Origin of the sequence: Peribacillus frigoritolerans, assembly GCF_040250305.1 — a bacterium.
Taxonomy (GTDB): Bacteria; Bacillota; Bacilli; order Bacillales; family DSM-1321; genus Peribacillus.
In genome coordinates this window covers 295,553-309,347 of sequence record NZ_CP158190.1, presented here as the reverse complement: position 1 = coordinate 309,347, position 13,795 = coordinate 295,553, and the positions used below count along the sequence as shown (strand labels likewise).

The following is a 13,795-nucleotide window of genomic DNA, read 5'->3' as shown; positions in this document are numbered from 1 at the left end:
CCACCTCTTCAAATCCTCTTCATTCCTATATCTATACCCAGCAGAAACAATACTAAACATTTGATTTTAAAATTATTAATGTAAAATCATCCCTCAGTTGGAAGTTCTGCATTTTCTCCAATTGTTTAAATATATTATTCACCATTTCCTGGGCTTGCAAATGCATATTTTTTTTAATGAAACCGATAAGTGTTTCCCTTTCTATGAACCCATCATACGTCCGGCACTCCGTTACTCCATCGGATAATAAAATGATCATGTCTCCACGATTCACCGTTTTTTCATATTGGCGATACCTTGTTTTTTTATCAACTCCAAGCAGCAAGCCCTTTGCATCCAAATCGCTGAAAGTACCTGTTGCGGCATCATAGTAAAAGCCAGGTTCATGTCCGGCTGAAGCATAGGAAAATTGCCTGTCATGCGGATCATATAAACCATAGAACATGGTTATGAACATGCTTGGATCCACATTATGCTCCACAACACGGTTCAAACTCTCAAGCACACTATTCGGTTCATGTCGATGCTCGGGAAGACTGTCCATCGCATATTTGATCATCGACATGCACAATGCAGCAGGAATCCCTTTTCCTATGACATCTGCTATCCCTACTCCTATACGATCATTTTCATCTTGGACGAAGTGATAGTAATCTCCGTTCATCTGTCTCGCCGGAACACTGATCGCTCCAATTTCAAGAGCTTTGATATCAGGAATTTCCGTTTCCAAAAGAGTATGTTGAACGTTTGCCGCGATCTCGATTTCCGTTTTCAGTTCCTGCTGTTGATGTCTAAGGCTTTGATGTTCACGGTATGCAATGCCGTAGCCCATCATGACTTCCAGCAGAAAATCGAAAGAATCCAATACTTTCCCCGGTAAGTCCGGGTAAAGTTCCATTAAGTTATTTTTATGCATACTGATGATTTCTTCTGGAGATATATTGTATTTGATATGTAGGCGGCTAATCTTTTGTCCTTGGTAGAGTGCCTGCTCATTTTGGTCTTTAAGATAAGTAGAAAGCGCCTCATGATACTTTTTCTCCATGTTCTCCCTAATATCCATATTCCCCCCCTAACGGAGCCATTTCGTAGCGATGATCTTAGTCCCTTCACCTGGTATCGAATCAATATCAAAGTCATCCATTAAACGTTTGGCTCCAGGAAGACCTGCACCCAGTCCCCCTGAGGTGGTATATCCATCTTCCATGACTCTGCGGATATCCTCAATTCCCGGCCCTTGGTCCTCTGCAATGATTTTCAATCCTGACTTCCCATTTATATTTAGCTTTTCTATGCTAACACTGCCTTGTCCAGCATATAGGTATATGTTTCGGGCCAATTCGCTAATGGCCGTTGTGATCCTGGCCTGGTCTACAGTACCGAACCCCAACTCTTTAGCGACATTTCTTCCGAGCTGCCTTGCAGCTACGATGTCCCATTCATTTATGATTTTTACGCAGGATTGGAACTCCATTCTTTAATCCCCCAATTCCTGTTGTAATTTCTCCAGGCCTTTCTCTAGGTCTAATGCTGTCAGAACATCATCGAGACTAATTCCCAGTTCAATTAATGTTATTGCAACAGCAGGCTGGATCCCCGTAATTACAACTTTGGCCCCCATAAGCTTAGACATGCTAAAGACATCGCCTAAAACCTTTGCGATAAAAGAATCAATAAAATCTATTGAGGTAATATCTATAACAACGCCATTCGCGCTTGTTTCATGAATCTTATGCAGTAAATCCTCTTGAAATTGAAGGGCTGTCACATCATCCAATTCCCACTGTATAGAGACTAACAAGCAGTCATAAAGCTTTAATATCGGAATCCTCATACTTATCCCTCCACCTTTACGATCTTACGGCTCGTTAATTCCAACGCAACTTCTATCCCTTTTTTCAATGTATTTTTTGTAATCACTTCATTTAAATTAATTCCAAGATTAACGATGGTTTGAGCAATTTCTGGGCGGATGCCGCAGAGTATACATTTTGCGCCCACTAATCGGACTGCCTCCGCCGCTTGAATGATATGATGGGCAACCATGGTATCCACGACCGGCACGCCCGTTATATCAATAAGAACAACTTCAGATCTATGCTTAACAACGCCAGTCAACAGGTTTTCCATTATCTGTTTGGCACGTTCCGTATCAATCGTACCAATCAGCGGCATTACCGTTATTCCTTCCAATACAGGAATGAGCGGTGCTGAAAGTTCTTGCAACGCTATTTTTTGCATGGAAACAGTTCTTTCCCAAGTTTGAGTATATATATTGACTATTTCATTATTTATCGGTGTGGCCCATTTATCCAAATGGTTAACAAGATTGACTTGGTTTTCAGGAGTAACCAGACCCTTTTCCACCATTCCATTAATGACAATCAACGTGAATTTATGAAGTCCTTCATTGACGAAAGTGAGAGGCCATCCCAATTGGACGACTTTCTCGGCAAAATCTGAAAGCTTCAATGTGAATTCCTTGTTTTTACTATCAACGTTCGTGATGATCATATCTATAAATTCACTGCTCGTTTGCGTGAACATTCGATCTGAAACGACTTTAATTAATCTTTCGTCCGTACTTTCCTTCATGATGCCCATCCACTCAGTAAGGATGTAATCTTGATTTTGCTTAATAAAATCGTAAACCAATTGATTCATAATATCCTCCCATTCTAACACAATTGCCTTGTTTCCCTGTCTACGTCACAAGGATGTTAACTAACTGTAATGTTATTTCCATTTGGATTTCCTTTGAGTTTCCCCACTAACTTTTGCTTTTTTTAGGTATTTACAAAATAACTATATACCCGAAATTCAGGCAAGAAAAACATCAATTACTGAAAAGTTAGGGAGATACTATAAAAAACAATGACGTTCCACCCAATATCTAACTGTATAATGTTTTTATTCGTCAAATTTTTCATATTTCCTGCTGTATACTTTTTGGATATGTTAATGTTATTTGACAAAAAAACACGATCCCCACAGTTGCAGGGATCGTGCCATCTAAATAATATCAAGAATGATTTGTATTATAATAACGCCCGGTTTAACGGGAAAAATTTTCTTTAAAACTCAATGAGGCCTAAACTAATTTGCAAAGCTTCATTGACTTTTTGCATCATCGGTTCGTCAAGATGCGTAATTTTATCAGTTAAACGCTGCTTATCAATTGTCCGGATCTGTTCTAATAAAATGACGGAATCCCGCTCGAATCCGTACTTTTTTGCATTAATCTCAACATGTGTAGGCAATTTCGCTTTTTGAATTTGAGCTGTAATGGCTGCCACGATCACAGTCGGACTAAAGCGATTACCAATATCGTTTTGTAAAATTAGTACCGGACGGGTCCCCCCCTGCTCTGAACCAACTACCGGGGAAAGGTCTGCGAAGTATACGTCACCACGCTTAACAACAATCAATGGCTCAGCCTCCGCTAACTAATCGTTCAACGCAATGACCAGCCTCGAATTCAGCCTGGAAGGCTTCAGAAGCAATCGTTAAGTTAATGGCCGCCATTTCAATATAACCGCGTTTCATCGATTCACGAAACTCTTTCTTTTTACGTTCGCGAAGATACATTTTTGTGGCACGATAAATAAATTCACTGCGATTCACATTTTCCTCACTCGCATACCCATCTAACTCTGTTAAAAAATTTTGAGGTAATCGAATTAATATCTCTCTTGTTGCGCTGGATTCAGACACAAACATACACCTCCACCATCACTACACACCTTTATTGTATATATCCTTTTCAATATTACCATTAAAATGCCTATCTGCAAAGAGTATATTCTATTCTCAATCCTATTATCAGCATAATAAAGGAAATCTTATTCACAATCTTAGGATTTTTTTACAATCCGGTCATTCCAAAATGAAGTTGCGTACATGTTTCACCTGATTGTCTTTTATATAAACACGGGGCACTCTTGCTCCTATCATACATGTTATCTCATAGTTGATCGTTTCCAGTTTTGCCGCTATCTCATCGACAGTAATCGATTCATCCCCATCATTCCCCATCAGTGTGACCTCTGTTCCTACAGGGTATGGTCCAGGCAGCTTGATCATGCATTGATCCATGCAAATCCTCCCGACTATGGGTACTCTTTTTCCATCCACAAGAACTTCCTGACCTTGCAGCTTACGGATCCAGCCGTCAGCATAACCGATTGGCAAAGTCCCGATCCATTCATCACCTTCAGCCGTATATGTCGCTCCATAACTAACGCTTTCACCCTTAGCAAGCTGTTTAACCGCGACCATCTTCGTTCTCAACGATATAGCCTGTTTTAATGGGTATGGCAAAATCGGCTTCATTTCCACGGAAGGACTCAATCCATACATGGAAATCCCCATTCTTATTGCATTCCATTCAGGATCGGTGAATCTTAAAGAAGCTGCACTATTGGCTGCATGAATATATTCAGGCTTTCCAGTCATTACGGAAAGCATCCCTTTAAATGTAGCAAGCTGCTTTTCATAATAGTCGGTCTTCATTTCATCCGCCGTCGCGAAATGAGTGAATATCCCTTGGAAATTGAAACAAGCTTCCCTCTCAAGCAAATTTTCCACTTTCATGAGTTGACCTTTATCACGAATGCCGATTCTACCCATGCCGCTATCCACTTTTACATGGATTTGCAAAACTTGTCCCGGTTTCAACAAATCCTTTGCCTTTTCCAACCATGCTACATCAAAAACCGTTACGGAAATCCCATACTTGGCAGCAAGTGCTGCGCTTTCAGGCCTTGATGCCCCAAGTACAAGGATCGGAGCCAATATTCCCTTTTTTCGTAAGGCAAGAGCCTCATCCAAAAAAGCGACACTTAAAAAATCCGCCCCCGCTTCAAGCGCCGTTTTGGCCACTTCATAGTCCCCATGGCCATATGCATTCGCTTTAACGACAGCGAAAAGACTAACGCCATTTCCCAGTCTTTGTTTCATGGAAGAGATATTTTCAAAAATTTTATCCAAATTTACTTCTGCCCACGTATCTCGATGAAATATTTTCGTCTCCAAGACCATTTCCTTCTTTCCTACACTCACATTAAGATTCTTCCCAGTAGCGAAGTTTTCGTTACATTATAGGAACATTCTATAACCAACCGACAGAAAGATAAAGTGCTTTTTCACCTTGATTCTAATTTCCCAGCTGCCAGCCTAAATCAGTTGGAAGGATTAAAAATGTCAACAAGCTGCTTCCCCGCCTATCCTACCCAGAAGAAACCTTCGTAAGGAGACGGGAAACATCAGCTTGTTATGTAATCCTATTTGACTGGTTCTTCCCCAACCGAACGGGCGACTTCTATCATCTCTTCCTGTGTCAAATCCTTTGATGCAAGCATATAATCGACACCTTCAAAAGTCCATGCAATCGTATTTCCTGTCATGGCCCCGACAGTATAACCTAAATCAACCGGTTCTCCATTCACATTCGTCGAAACGGAAGTTTGAACTACCTCAGCTTTTTCCTGAACTAATGTAAAACTTTTTGTACCCTCATAGGTCAAAACGACACGTTCTCCCTTTTCAGTCGTAATTTCTTTTTCTTCCGTTAAATTCATATCACCAATATTCTCAGGGTATTTCACTGCAAATCCTTCATTTTGGACTTCTGCCATAACGGGTGCTTCAAGTTGTGCACTTGTCATGTTTTTCTTCATATCAAATGAATCTTTATCAAAAGTCGTATCGAACTTAACTTTCGAGAATTCAACTAGTACCAATGCGGTCTTATCAGGGTCCATGACTTTTACACTGACTGGGGATAAATCCTTTTTGTTTATAGTAATCTCTTGATATGGCAACATCTTATTGTTTTGGTAGCGTGTTTTCGTTTCAAAGACATAATGTTTATCCGTTTCTTTATATGTCGCACTTTTATCTTCCGTAATGTCTTTCACCAACGACTCGAACAAATAGGCCTGACTGCTGTTCTCCGGCCACTCGCTTTGAAATTTAAAGCTTTTATTCAAAGCTGGCGTCAGAACATATACACCGTCATCATTTTTCAAAATCATCTGGCTTTGATCCTTCTCTTCATTTTTCAGATTTACGCGGTAAAAAGAAGGGTCCTTATGCCAAATCTCCACATTATAAACTTGAGGTTCCGTCCCCATCTTCAATGTCATCTTCGCGTTAGCCTTATATCCCTTCATTTCGCCAAGCTTCTCATTCAATTCACTCACTACGTCACTCTGTGATTTTTGGCCGCAAGCAGAAAGAGCAAGCAAGAGCATGATCCCTGCAAAAAGCATTACCATCTTCTTCATCTTTTCAACCCCTTTTTGTCATTTGAACGTAAAAGGGAGAGGAAAAGGCAGGATCCGGACATTGGCTCGACTGATGTCTTAGATTCCTCGGTATTTTAGACACGGAACCATTCTCGATCCGGCTAAAAACTTTTCGAGAGCACCTACTCTGCCATGTACCTTTTACCGGGCCTTGTCTCCCTATAGCACTAAATGTATATGAGACAACCTAAAGGTTTATGACCCGATTGGACAAAACTCCATTCACCCTTCAATTACGACTTGAGCAACCGCATAATCCCTGCTGTGGCTAATCGAAAGATGGACCCCTTCAGAAAACGGCTTTGAAATCATCGGCTTTCCTTTATCATCCGATATGATTTCAATATCCAAAAAGGATAAGTGCTTACCGATCCCTGTACCGTTTGCTTTTGAAAAAGCCTCCTTTGCCGCAAAACGCCCTGCAAAATACTCGACCTTCCTTCTTCCATTTAACTTTTCGAAAATCAAGATTTCCCTTTCTGTTAATATACGCTCCTTTAAACGGGGTTGCCGATTAATCAGTGTTTCCATTCTATCCAACTCAGTAATGTCCACGCCTATACCTTTAATCACTTTGACACCTCTTCTATTAATTTAATAAGCTGCATATCATTAGGAGGACTCTTTTACCTGAAAATGATAATATTGTATTTAATTAAAAACGATAATAAGGAGGAATTTATGTTTACAAGAACAGAAGGCTTCCGCGAATACGCAAATTCATATCGAGCTGTTACTGTGCTCATTCTCATTATGATGATTGTATTCGTTCTTGTCCTCTTCCCCATATTTCCCGGCAATGTACTCTTTTATTATGGCTCAGGTGTGAACTTATACATCGCTGATGGACAATGGTGGCGTTTGATCACCCCCATCTTTCTACATAGCACGTTTACACATTTACTGTTTAACGGATTCTCACTTGCCATCTTCGGTCCATTCCTAGAGAAATTACTTGGAACCGTCAAGTTTTCAATATTCTTTTTATCGACAGGTATCCTTGCCAATATCGCAACATTTCTAATTAACCCACTTACATATAACCACGTAGGTGCTAGCGGAGCAATTTTTGGTTTACTCGGATTCTTTCTATATCTTGTACTTTTCAATAAAACCAATTTTACGAACAACGAAAGAAATACAGTATATACACTGACCGGAATTGCCGTCATCATGACCTTCATTCAACCGCAGATCAACGTTATCGGTCATTTGGCTGGACTGGCAACCGGCTTTTTAACAGCTCCATTATATTTAAGAAAAAAATGGTAGGACAAACAGCCGACTCCTCCTTTCAATCATTGGGAGTCGACTGCTTTTTTAGGTAAATACCATGATTTAATTATTAGGCAATCCTTTTCTTCCACATCAGCAACCATGCCGACCCGGGAGGTGATTCCTGATTTGACCGATGCTGAAATCGTTGCTAATTCTTTTCGATTTTGAAACCAACTTTTTTTATATGTGATTGATTGAATTCTGCTTCTTTGCATGATCAATGTTTGCTTCGAGAAAAAACGGCTGCTCAATAGCAACAAATTTCCATCTATGCTCCAGCCTGCATCTCTATATTGCATGTAAGCCCAAAAAATCGCCAACGGTACAAGCAAAAGGGAAAGATAGCCCCAAGGTCTGAAAAACCATACCAAGGCACCGATGATCGGGATGAGGTACAGAAACTTACGAAACACATACCGCGAAAGTGCACGCTTAGGTATCGGTGTCATCTCAGTGGTTGTTTCATAAACCGGTAAAATCTCCAGGATTTTTTCATGTAAATGCCTCTTCCTGATTAAAGGGAACAGCATGATGGATAGACTATCTTTATCTTCCAAACTGCCGCCCGCATACTCAATATAAACCGTCGCCAATCCCAATGGCTTTCGAATCAAATTCTCCATGATCCGGATACCTTGAATTTTATGGATAGGGATTGTCAGCTGCCTTTTCTCGAGAAGCCCTCTGGAAATAACGATTTCCTCATCCGTTTTTAACACGGTAAAGGAAGCATATTTAATTACCATACTTAATGTGGCCAGTACATAAACAACCAGTAAAGCCACCAGGGCAAACAAGGTCAGTATGATGGTCCCCATTTCAATAAACTCTTCATAATCCTTAAATATCCTCTCAAAAGGTATCATTTCATCGAACTGTGAAATAAAAGCGATTGCCCCAGATAGGAAGACACCTACCGCTCCCGAAGTGGCAGCCATAACGAATAGCTGCGGCAAAGTCTGCTTAAAAACGGAAGACGATTTAGCTGCATATTCTTTATTCGCAACTTCTTCTTTATCCTTATCAAAAGGATGTTTCGCTTTTTTTTCCTCACTTATAAAAGCATTGATTCGTTCCGCATCACTTTTGCTTATGGCTGATAATACGGCATCGGCCTGAGACCCGCCTGCCGTTTCAATATTCAGCTTCACCAGGCTGAATATCCTCTGGATGATGCCCTCTGATATATCTATGCTATGGATCCGGTCAAACTTTATATACCGTTTCTTCCTTACGAATACCCCGGACTCAATTCTGAATTCGCCCTCTTCTATGCGATATGTAAAACGTAACCATTGAAGGAATGCAATGCCTATCAGTAAAAGTATAATAATGGCAATGACCAGCGGTTGTATCCATCCAGGAATTCCTTCATTCTTCCCAGGAATGACGACCACTAATAAAAAAGGGATGACTAACTCCTTAATCGATTTAATGATGTTAAGCAATACAGCTATGGGGTGAAGCCTTTTAGGATCAGACATCTTCTTCCTCCACACTTGCCATTCTCGAAATATAATGCCGCAATTCATCTGCCTCTGCAAGGTCCAAGGCAGGAATAACATGAAGGGTCGCTGCAGTGGAAATTTCAACGGAGGCTAAATCGTATTTTCTTAATAATGGCCCTTGCTTCGTTTCAACATGCTGGACCCTTATCATGGGTATTAGTGTTCTTTTAATAACGAAAATACCACTTTGGATATCAATTTCAGTATTTCTTACTTCGTAACGCCACCTCTTCCATTTCACCGATGGAATCAGAAAGATGGCCAGATAGGATTGGATTATCGAAATTATGATCAACGCTCCAAACACCCAATATGTCCAATCAAAAATGATTGTAAGCACGAGTACAGCGATGCTTATAATCCAGGTTATTGAACAGCTTATAAGACCACTGATTTTCCATACGGTCAAGGCCTTATTCGATATACGATTTTCAGGTTCCATGTGCTTCTCCTCTTCCGGACAGGTAATGCTAATTGAATCATCATCATCCATCCTTGCTTTCATCCATTATACTATAATTAGATGCTGGAAATTAACCCCTTTTCAAACAAAGGGTTTGAGCATTCCACTAAAAAACCTTTACCATTCGGATACCATAGCATTGGAGATGCACATAAAAAAATGCCGCTCAAATGAGCGGCATTTCCAATTCAATTAAATTTTATTCGTTTTTTCTCTTTTTTGGCTCGTGCTACGGTTCCCGTAACCATTCGATTTACGGTTCGTGCTCGGGCGTTTCCCTGATCCGCTACCGTAATCTTTTCTGCCTGATGAACTGCGGCCATTGCGCTGTCTGTTGCCAGAAGATCCGCTTCCTCCGCGATTGCGACGCATTGGAGATGGAGATTCTTCCGTTAACTTGATAGGCGTTTGATCCGGTTCTTTTGTCATCGATTTAAGCATGGCTGCAACTAAATCCGCTGCGCTATGTTTTTGCAATAACTCTTCCGCTTGACCAAGGTATAAAGTTAAATCCTCATTCTCGATTGTATTAAGGATTTTTTCCGTTACTGCTTTTTGTTGACCTTCCAACGCTTCAGTTAACGTAGGAGTCTTAAGTTTCTCCATGCGTTTTTTCGTTGTATGTTCAACTGCATGCAGTTGGCCTCTTTCTCTTGGTGTTACAAACGTAATGGCTATACCATGTTTACCCGCACGTCCTGTACGTCCAATACGGTGAACGTAGCTTTCCGGATCTTGAGGGATATCAAAGTTGTATACGTGAGTAACGCCTGAAATATCAAGTCCACGTGCAGCAACATCAGTAGCAACGAGCACATCGATGCTGCGGTCTTTGAATTTTTTCAATACAGAAAGGCGTTTTGCCTGACTAAGGTCACCATGAATGCCTTCAGCCATATAACCGCGGATATTCAATGCAGATGCCAATTCATCTACACGGCGTTTCGTACGTCCGAAGACGATCGCTAGATCCGGTGTTTGAATATCGAAAAGGCGTGCAAGTGTATCGAATTTTTCACTTTCTTTTAACTCCAAGTAATATTGTTCGATACGATCCACTGTCATTTCTTTTGCTTTTACACGTACAAGAACGGGTTCCTGCATGAATCTTTCTGCAATTTTACGGATTGGATCAGGCATTGTAGCTGAGAAAAGCAATGTTTGCCTTTCATCAGGAACCGTTGAAAGGATCGATTCGATATCCTCAATGAATCCCATGTTAAGCATTTCATCAGCTTCATCAAGTACTACAGTATGAACTCCGCCTAATTTGATATTTTTACGTTTGATATGGTCTAAAAGACGACCAGGCGTACCAACGATAATATGTGGTTTTTTCTTTAATGCACGGATTTGACGGTCGATATCTTGTCCACCATAAACCGCAAGTACACGAGCGCGTTTTCCGTAACCAAGCTTGAAAAGCTCCTCGGAAACTTGAATGGCTAGCTCACGTGTAGGTGCAATGACGATCCCTTGCACGTTTTCGTTATTAATATCGATGTTTTCCATCAATGGAATACCGAATGCTGCTGTTTTACCTGTTCCTGTTTGCGCTTGACCGATGATATCTTTACCTTCAAGTGCTAGAGGTATCGTTTGGGATTGAATCGGGCTCGCTTCCTCAAATCCCATTTTTTCTATTGATTTCATGGACGTTCTATCTAATCCTAATTCGCTAAACAATGTCAATGTTTTCGTACTCCTTTTTATATCGTAAATTTACACGTGCATATCATGCACAGATGTTTAGTTCAAATCCTCATCATCATGACGGATGTTCTACTTTATCTCTTATAGAAAGTTTATCATTATCACCTAAAAGTATGTCTGCCTTTTAGTTCAAATGAACTCAATATGATTTTTTAAAAAGGAAATATACCAGTACGGACATTCACTGGCATTTTTAACTTCGCGCACGTGTAGACTTATCATTAACATACGCTCATCTTTTTAAAAGTACATGTAACCAAAATTAAATTCAATATGGAAAATTAAAAGTAGCATAAACGGATGTTTCACCGTTTTATTCAGGTGAGGGCTGCTGCACCTATTATTCATCAGACTTAAAAAGGCTGTATGAACAAAACTTGACGAGAGCCAAGATTCTTATACAAAACAGGCCCGGTGCGTTGAGGATTTGCAGAAGTGGAAAAGCGCTAAAATGCGGCTTGATTCCCTAATAGCTACTAAAGCCGCCAAGAGAAGCAGCTTTTATATATGACCAGACGCGAGGCCTATTAAATCTAAAATAATCTCAAGAATGAACTCATGAAACATGTAAGAACATACAATTTTGTTGCCTCAACCTGATTAATTTTAAATAATCATCAATGATAAGACATTTAAACTCATATCTCATATTACCATTTTCAAACTGTTAATGCAATAAAGGATATCGCCCCATTCAGAGTTACTAAAAACTTTAGACCGTTTCAAAAATGAAGAAATTAGTCATTTCTTCCTGTTAAATATGCAGCCGTGACACTTTTGAGTAAGAATATGGCTCGTTCATTCAATACGTTTAAAAAAACACATGGACTGAATATTTCATCAATAGGATCACCATTTTACTATATCCATTTAATCGTAAGTGGATTCAAACTTAGACAAATTCGAAGAAAGCGAGTTTGAAAAACGTTCCAGTGGTTTCAGAAATCTAGTTAGGGGGATTTCACAAAACAGGTATCTAGTCCTGTTAAAATCATGGTTCGTTATGAGAGCATTCCAGCCTCTTGTCGGCTTACTGTATCCATTTAAATTTTTCACAAAACGATTATCCATTTATATATGATATGTGTTTAAATCAAATAGTTTCAACAACCCTTTTTCAGGAAGGATTAGTTTTAATGATGAACACCCTTCCACGGTTACCCCCCGTTGGAAAGAAAAGGACTTATCATGAATTCTCATTGAATTTACAGGTATATGGGAGCATTTATTTTTTTGAAAATTCCATCTTTTTGCTTAAAAATTATAGCAAATAAGTCTAAATGCAGTATGATTGACCTATCAACAAAATAACAGGGGGTTATATGAACATATTCACAATAGATGTTCCTTTATGTAAGGATTTTGGTCGAATCTTAAAGAAAATGAATAAGAAAGTCACCTTTTTGGAAGATCCACTCAATCAAAGTCATCTATTCAAGAATTCAACAGACTTAATGAAATCATTATTTGTTTTACCTTTACACATATCAAAAGACTCTTGGCAGCAAACTTCTTTGTACGCCTTGGCAGAATCTCACGAAATCCCTATCTTATTCATTTACAAACGCACTTCAGGAATGGAGACCCCTCCGGCCTTACCAGAAAAGACCTTTTATGAAACCATGGCGGTCCCTGCCGATTCAGTGGAAGTCAGGATTAAATTAAAGTCACTCCGAAACATCAGCATGCAACTGTTTTCGGCAAAAATGAAGGGGCAAGAGCTTGAAATGATACACCAAAAATCAGCAAGGAGCCTGAGAATTGCAAAGGGCATTCAACTTTCAGGTTTACCTTTGTCGATCAATAATGAAGATATAGAGGTCAAAGGCCTTTCCCAGCCTTCAAGTGAACTGTCAGGGGATTTATTTTACTGGACGGAGGTTGATGACAGGATATACGGCTTCATAATGATCGATGTATTCGAAAAGGGCATTCATACAGCACTTATAAACATGTCCATACGCACATTGATCCCCGACCTTATCAAACGTGTAAAAGACCCCATTTTCATAACAAAGGAACTGGATAAACTAATGCAGGATTTATTTCAAGGAGTTAATCGGGAAAACAAAAACCATGCTCGCATTACTGCCTTCATCGCATACGTGAATACAAAGGATCGGCTCATCGAATATGTGAATTACGGACTTCCTTCAGCTTTTTTGTATTCCCCATGCACCAATCAAATTCTCAATTTGAACGAAGGAGCCACCCCAAACGGACTGATTCCCGAATTGCCCATTCAAAAAATAGTCTTTCAGTATGAACCTGGAAGCCGTTTCATCATCTATACAGATGGACTCTCTAAAACGCCCCTACCTTCCGCCATTGACCGATCTGACCATATCGAAAGGGAATTCATCGAAAATGTCCATCTCGATACACAAGACCTTCTTCAGGAGCTATTGGTCTCAAGGATGAGGCATTCAGTCATTAACGATGACATCTGCATTATTGCCGGGACACTTTTTTAAGCACGATAAAAAGGGCCGTTTCAAAAGAAGAAACGGCCTTTTCTATTTTTT

At 39.9% G+C, this 13,795-nt stretch carries 14 protein-coding genes; 2 read left to right on the top strand and 12 right to left on the bottom strand.

The genetic code is table 11. The features are described from left to right. Positions 1-52 precede the first annotated feature (52 nt). The 9 genes from ABOA58_RS01540 to acpS all read right to left on the bottom strand — a co-directional run bounded on the left by ABOA58_RS01540 (position 53) and on the right by acpS (position 6,881). On the bottom strand, positions 53-1,063 hold the full coding sequence (locus ABOA58_RS01540) for a PP2C family protein-serine/threonine phosphatase (RefSeq protein ID WP_350300958.1): 1,011 nt from the start codon (positions 1,061-1,063) through the stop codon (positions 53-55). 9 nt (positions 1,064-1,072) lie between these two features. Continuing rightward, positions 1,073-1,474, bottom strand: a complete 402-nt coding sequence (locus ABOA58_RS01535) for an anti-sigma regulatory factor (RefSeq protein ID WP_101225983.1) — start codon at positions 1,472-1,474, stop codon at positions 1,073-1,075. Between the two features lie 3 nt (positions 1,475-1,477). Then, positions 1,478-1,834, bottom strand: coding sequence for an STAS domain-containing protein (locus ABOA58_RS01530; protein WP_048682053.1), 357 nt, complete (start codon positions 1,832-1,834; stop codon positions 1,478-1,480). 2 nt (positions 1,835-1,836) lie between these two features. After that, complete coding sequence (locus ABOA58_RS01525) at positions 1,837-2,664, bottom strand: RsbT co-antagonist protein RsbRA (RefSeq protein WP_137020605.1); 828 nt, start codon at positions 2,662-2,664, stop codon at positions 1,837-1,839. Positions 2,665-3,074: 410 nt separating this feature from the next. Next, positions 3,075-3,425, bottom strand: coding sequence for a type II toxin-antitoxin system PemK/MazF family toxin (locus tag ABOA58_RS01520; RefSeq protein ID WP_034306610.1), 351 nt, complete (start codon positions 3,423-3,425; stop codon positions 3,075-3,077). Between the two features lie 7 nt (positions 3,426-3,432). Beyond that, on the bottom strand, positions 3,433-3,714 hold the full coding sequence (locus ABOA58_RS01515; protein ID WP_034306380.1) for a CopG family ribbon-helix-helix protein: 282 nt from the start codon (positions 3,712-3,714) through the stop codon (positions 3,433-3,435). A gap of 162 nt (positions 3,715-3,876) precedes the next feature. Continuing rightward, on the bottom strand, positions 3,877-5,040 hold the full coding sequence (alr, locus tag ABOA58_RS01510; RefSeq protein ID WP_350302763.1) for an alanine racemase: 1,164 nt from the start codon (positions 5,038-5,040) through the stop codon (positions 3,877-3,879). 242 nt (positions 5,041-5,282) lie between these two features. Continuing rightward, positions 5,283-6,287 carry a LolA family protein gene (locus ABOA58_RS01505; RefSeq protein ID WP_350300957.1) on the bottom strand — a complete coding sequence of 335 codons (1,005 nt, stop codon included), beginning with the start codon at positions 6,285-6,287 and terminating at the stop codon, positions 5,283-5,285. 243 nt (positions 6,288-6,530) lie between these two features. Beyond that, complete coding sequence (acpS, locus tag ABOA58_RS01500) at positions 6,531-6,881, bottom strand: holo-ACP synthase (RefSeq protein WP_137020603.1); 351 nt, start codon at positions 6,879-6,881, stop codon at positions 6,531-6,533. A 108-nt stretch (positions 6,882-6,989) separates the two neighbouring features. Here acpS and ABOA58_RS01495 point away from each other — a divergent pair, with 108 nt between their 5' ends. Further along, positions 6,990-7,580 (top strand): rhomboid family intramembrane serine protease, encoded by a 591-nt coding sequence (locus ABOA58_RS01495; RefSeq protein ID WP_350300956.1) that lies wholly within the window; start codon positions 6,990-6,992, stop codon positions 7,578-7,580. A 26-nt stretch (positions 7,581-7,606) separates the two neighbouring features. Here the strand turns inward: ABOA58_RS01495 and ABOA58_RS01490 are convergent, their stop codons facing one another. The 3 genes from ABOA58_RS01490 to ABOA58_RS01480 all read right to left on the bottom strand — a co-directional run bounded on the left by ABOA58_RS01490 (position 7,607) and on the right by ABOA58_RS01480 (position 11,249). Further along, positions 7,607-9,070 (bottom strand): PH domain-containing protein, encoded by a 1,464-nt coding sequence (locus ABOA58_RS01490; protein ID WP_350300955.1) that lies wholly within the window; start codon positions 9,068-9,070, stop codon positions 7,607-7,609. Further along, complete coding sequence (locus ABOA58_RS01485; protein ID WP_402843700.1) at positions 9,063-9,536, bottom strand: PH domain-containing protein; 474 nt, start codon at positions 9,534-9,536, stop codon at positions 9,063-9,065. The genes ABOA58_RS01490 and ABOA58_RS01485 overlap by 8 nt, the downstream gene beginning before the upstream one ends. A 213-nt stretch (positions 9,537-9,749) precedes the next feature. Then, entirely contained in the window at positions 9,750-11,249 is a 1,500-nt protein-coding gene (locus ABOA58_RS01480; protein ID WP_241594484.1) for a DEAD/DEAH box helicase, read from the bottom strand. 1,343 nt (positions 11,250-12,592) lie between these two features. Here ABOA58_RS01480 and ABOA58_RS01475 point away from each other — a divergent pair. After that, complete coding sequence (locus tag ABOA58_RS01475) at positions 12,593-13,744, top strand: PP2C family protein-serine/threonine phosphatase (RefSeq protein ID WP_350300953.1); 1,152 nt, start codon at positions 12,593-12,595, stop codon at positions 13,742-13,744. Positions 13,745-13,795 lie beyond the last annotated feature (51 nt).

Bases quoted from the DNA above. Each gene is read 5' to 3' on its own strand.
- ABOA58_RS01505 (WP_350300957.1), bottom strand. From the start codon at position 6,287: ATGAAGAAGATGGTAATGCTTTTTGCAGGGATCATGCTCTTGCTTGCT.
- ABOA58_RS01490 (WP_350300955.1), bottom strand. From the start codon at position 9,070: ATGTCTGATCCTAAAAGGCTTCACCCCATAGCTGTATTGCTTAACATC.
- ABOA58_RS01535 (WP_101225983.1), bottom strand. From the start codon at position 1,474: ATGGAGTTCCAATCCTGCGTAAAAATCATAAATGAATGGGACATCGTA.
- ABOA58_RS01540 (WP_350300958.1), bottom strand. From the start codon at position 1,063: ATGGATATTAGGGAGAACATGGAGAAAAAGTATCATGAGGCGCTTTCT.
- alr (WP_350302763.1), bottom strand. From the start codon at position 5,040: ATGGTCTTGGAGACGAAAATATTTCATCGAGATACGTGGGCAGAAGTA.
- ABOA58_RS01495 (WP_350300956.1), top strand. From the start codon at position 6,990: ATGTTTACAAGAACAGAAGGCTTCCGCGAATACGCAAATTCATATCGA.
- ABOA58_RS01475 (WP_350300953.1), top strand. From the start codon at position 12,593: ATGAACATATTCACAATAGATGTTCCTTTATGTAAGGATTTTGGTCGA.
- ABOA58_RS01530 (WP_048682053.1), bottom strand. From the start codon at position 1,834: ATGAGGATTCCGATATTAAAGCTTTATGACTGCTTGTTAGTCTCTATA.
- ABOA58_RS01485 (WP_402843700.1), bottom strand. From the start codon at position 9,536: ATGGAACCTGAAAATCGTATATCGAATAAGGCCTTGACCGTATGGAAA.
- ABOA58_RS01525 (WP_137020605.1), bottom strand. From the start codon at position 2,664: ATGAATCAATTGGTTTACGATTTTATTAAGCAAAATCAAGATTACATC.